The sequence below is a fragment of the Mesorhizobium sp. M7A.F.Ca.MR.362.00.0.0 genome (assembly GCF_004023175.1).
Classification (GTDB): domain Bacteria; phylum Pseudomonadota; class Alphaproteobacteria; order Rhizobiales; family Rhizobiaceae; genus Mesorhizobium.
The window spans coordinates 1,293-4,951 of sequence record NZ_RZTF01000110.1 but is presented as its reverse complement, the minus strand read 5'-3'; the positions used below and the strand labels follow the sequence as shown (position 1 = coordinate 4,951).

3 protein-coding genes and 1 pseudogene are annotated in these 3,659 nt (G+C 62.7%); all 4 read left to right on the top strand.

Annotated features, from left to right (window positions below; translation table 11 throughout):
• A partial coding sequence (locus EOC06_RS15790; RefSeq protein ID WP_245469645.1) for a quinone oxidoreductase occupies positions 1 to 842 on the top strand: 842 nt, incomplete at its 5' end.
• A gap of 133 nt (positions 843 to 975) precedes the next feature.
• Positions 976 to 1,665: pseudogene (locus tag EOC06_RS15785) on the top strand (ATP-binding cassette domain-containing protein); the annotation flags it as partial.
• Positions 1,666 to 1,699: 34 nt separating this feature from the next.
• Positions 1,700 to 2,734 carry a M17 family metallopeptidase gene (locus EOC06_RS15780; protein ID WP_245469643.1) on the top strand — a complete coding sequence of 345 codons (1,035 nt, stop codon included), beginning with the start codon at positions 1,700 to 1,702 and terminating at the stop codon, positions 2,732 to 2,734.
• Between the two features lie 55 nt (positions 2,735 to 2,789).
• Positions 2,790 to 3,659, top strand: an 870-nt coding sequence (locus tag EOC06_RS15775) for a proline iminopeptidase-family hydrolase (protein ID WP_245469641.1), incomplete at its 3' end; no start/stop codon positions are given.

The following is a 3,659-nucleotide window of genomic DNA, read 5'->3' as shown; positions in this document are numbered from 1 at the left end:
ACCATCGCTCTGGCCTCTACCCGCCGCCTGGCGGCTTCCCGCTCGTGCCAGGCAGCGAAGCCGCCGGCGTGGTGCTGGAGGTCGGCCAGGGCGTCGACTGGCTGAAGCCTGGCGATCGCATCGCCTATGCCGTGACGACGGGCGCTTACGCGCAACAGCGCGTCATCGATGCCAGCCGCGTCGTCAAGGTGCCGGATGGCATCAGCGACGAACAGGCCGCGGCGATGATGCTGAAGGGCATGACCGCGGAATATCTGCTGCGCCGGACGTTCAAGGTGAAGGCCGGCGACACGATCCTGTTCCATGCCGCGGCAGGCGGCGTCGGGCTGATCCTCGGCCAATGGGCAAAACACCTCGGCGCCACCGTCATCGGCACCGCCAGCTCGTCCGACAAGATCGAGCTCGCCAGGGCGCATGGTTTCGACCATGTCATCAACTACAAGGAACAGGATTTCGTTGCCGGCGTCGCCGCCATCACCGGCGGCAAAAAATGCGACGTTGTCTACGATTCGGTCGGCAACGACACATTTCCGGCTTCGCTGGACTGCCTGCGGTCGCTTGGCATGTTCGTCAGCTTTGGCCAGTCATCGGGACCCATACCGCCGTTCAGCATGTCATTGCTGGCACAGAAGGGGTCGCTGTTCGCAACAAGGCCGACACTGTTCGTCTACAACGCAAAACGCGAGGACCTCGACGCTTCTGCCGCCGCCCTGTTCGAGGTCGTGCTCAGCGGCGCGGTCGAGATCAAGATCAACCAGCGCTACGCGCTCAAGGACGCCGGCAAGGCGCATTCCGACCTCGAGGGCCGCAGGACCACAGGGACGACCGTTCTCATCCCTTAGTTCGTTCTGCCTTGCTATCCCTTGAATTTCCGCTGAAATTCTTGAAGCTCTTTCAAGACGTGTGCCGCTTTCCGATGAGAGCCGGCCGCGCCTACCATGCCTGCGGGAACACAGAACATGTCTGGCTAACCAGATGGGAGGCACTGTGAGTGCAAATCACGACGGCACGAACCTGCTTGAGGTGCGTGGCCTCACCAAGGTATTCGGCACGCTGACGGCGTGCGATCATATCGATCTCGACATCGCCAGGGGTGAGATCCACGCCCTGCTTGGCGAAAACGGCGCCGGCAAGTCGACGCTGGTCAAGATGCTGTTCGGTTCGCTGGAGCCCAATGCCGGCGAGATCTTCTGGAACGGACAGTCCGTCAGGATTTCCAGCCCCGGCGTCGCGAAAAAACTCGGTATCGGTATGGTGTTCCAGCACTTCTCGCTGTTCGAGGCGCTGACCGCGGCCGAAAACATTGCCCTGTCGCTGGACGACGGCTCGCCGATCAACAGCATCGCTGCGAAGGCGAGGGCGCTTTCCTTCAGCTACGGCCTGCCGCTCGATCCTGAATCGCTGGTCGGCGACCTGTCGGTAGGCGAACGCCAACGCATCGAAATCATCCGTTGCCTGTTGCAAACGCCTCAGCTCATCATCCTGGACGAGCCGACCTCGGTGCTGACGCCGCAGGAAGCCGACAAGCTGTTCGAGACGCTGGAGCGCCTGCGTTCGGAAGGCAAATCCATCCTCTACATTTCGCACCGGCTCGAAGAGGTCAAACGCATCTGCGACCGCGCCACCGTGCTGCGCCACGGCAAGGTTGTCGGCCACTGCAATCCGGCGGCAAGGAGCGGGAGCGGATCGAACCTTGCGGGTGAAACTGGTCGGAGCCGGCGGCCCGGATCTGACCGCGGCGCTGACGCGGATCAATGCAATCGCCGATGGCGTCGAATATGCACGCACCTTGGTCAACCTGCCGCCAAACCATCTCCACCCCGACAATTTCCATGATCATCTGGAGCCGCTGCGTGAAGCCGGCATCGACATCGAAATGCTCGATGCCGCGCAACTGAAGGAGCTCGGCATGAACGCGCTCCTCGCCGTTGGGTCGGGCTCGGCGCGTCCGCCACGGGTCGCTGTCCTGCGCTACCGCGGCAAGGGTGCTCCCGCCCAACCACTCGCTTTCGTCGGCAAAGGCGTCTGCTTCGATTCGGGAGGCCTCTGCATCAAGGGCGGAGCGCAGATGTTCGACATGAAAGCCGACATGGGCGGAGCGGCGGCTGTGGTCGGCCTGCTGATCGCGCTCGCCCGGCAAGGCAGCCCGGTACACGTTGTCGGTGTTCTCGGCATCGCCGAGAACATGCCATCGGGCACCGCGCTCAAACCGCGCGACATCATCACCACGGCCTCGGGACAGACAGTGGAAGTGTTCGACACGGATGCGGAGGGACGCCTGCTTCTGGCCGACTGCCTCTACTATGCAGCCACGCGCTTCAACCCTTCGGTGATCGTCGATCTGGCGACGCTGACCTATTCGGTGACGCGTGGCCTGGGGTCGATATTCGCAGGCCTATTCAGCACCGACGATGCCATCGCTTCACAGATGATCGCGGCCGGAGAAACGGTCGGCGAGCGGTTCTGGCGGCTGCCGCTCGACCGGGCCTATGATGAGGGTCTGCAATCGCCGTTCGCGGACCTCAGGCATCATGGCAAGGACATGGAAGACGGCGACGCTCCCTATGCGGCGGCCTTCCTGCGTCACTTCACGGAAGACCGCCCCTGGGTGCATCTCGACATCGCCAGCAAGGAACTGACCGACACCGATCGGCCTCTGGGCAGGCAAGGCGCCACGGCATTTGGCGTGCAGATGCTGGAAGAGTGGGTGCAGGTCACCCGCAACATGAGTTAGGGCGCCTGCCGTCACGGACAAATACAAGATGCCTTCAACCGCACTGGGAACTGGGATGTCATCTGAGATCATAGGCATGGAGGGACGGGCCGCTTTCGACGCCTACGAGACCTGGTATCGGGTCAGTGGCGAACTCGGTGGCGAAAAGGCGCCTGTGGTGATCCTGCATGGCGGCCCGGGCGTCGCTCACAACTATGTCGATGCCTACAAGCTTCTTGCGCGAAGGGATCGCGCCGTCATCCACTACGACCAGTTGGGCTGCGGCAATTCCACCTTGCTGCCTGAGAAAGGCGCCGATTTCTGGACACCTGGGCTGTTCATCGACGAGCTTGAAAACCTGGTCGACCATCTCGGCATTCGGACGGGCTTCCACGTGCTCGGCCAGAGCTGGGGCGGCATGCTGGGCGCCGAATATGCCGTGACGCGGCCGCAGGGCCTGAAGTCGCTGACCATCGCCAACTCACCGGCGTCCATGAGACTGTGGGTCGAAGAGGCCAACCGGTTGCGCGCGGATCTGCCTGCGGATGTGCAGGAGACCCTGACCCGACACGAGCAGGCCGGCACGACAAACGAGGCGGCGACGATGGCGTTCTACGAGCGGCATGTCTGCCGGGTCGTGCCTTTCCCGCCCGAAGTCACGGAAAGTTTCGCCCAGGTCGTGCGCAATCCGACCGTCTATAATCTGATGAATGGGCCAAACGAGTTCCACGTCATCGGAACGCTGAAGAACTGGAGCATCGTCGACCGTCTGCCGGCCATCGATGTTCCCACCCTGATCATCTCCGGACGTCACGACGAGGCCACGCCCGCGACCGTGCAGCCCTACAAGGACGGCATCAAGGGGTCTCGCTGGGAGATATTCGAGCATTCCAGCCACATGCCGCATGTCGAAGAGCAAGATGCGTGCATGCGGGTGGTGGGAGAC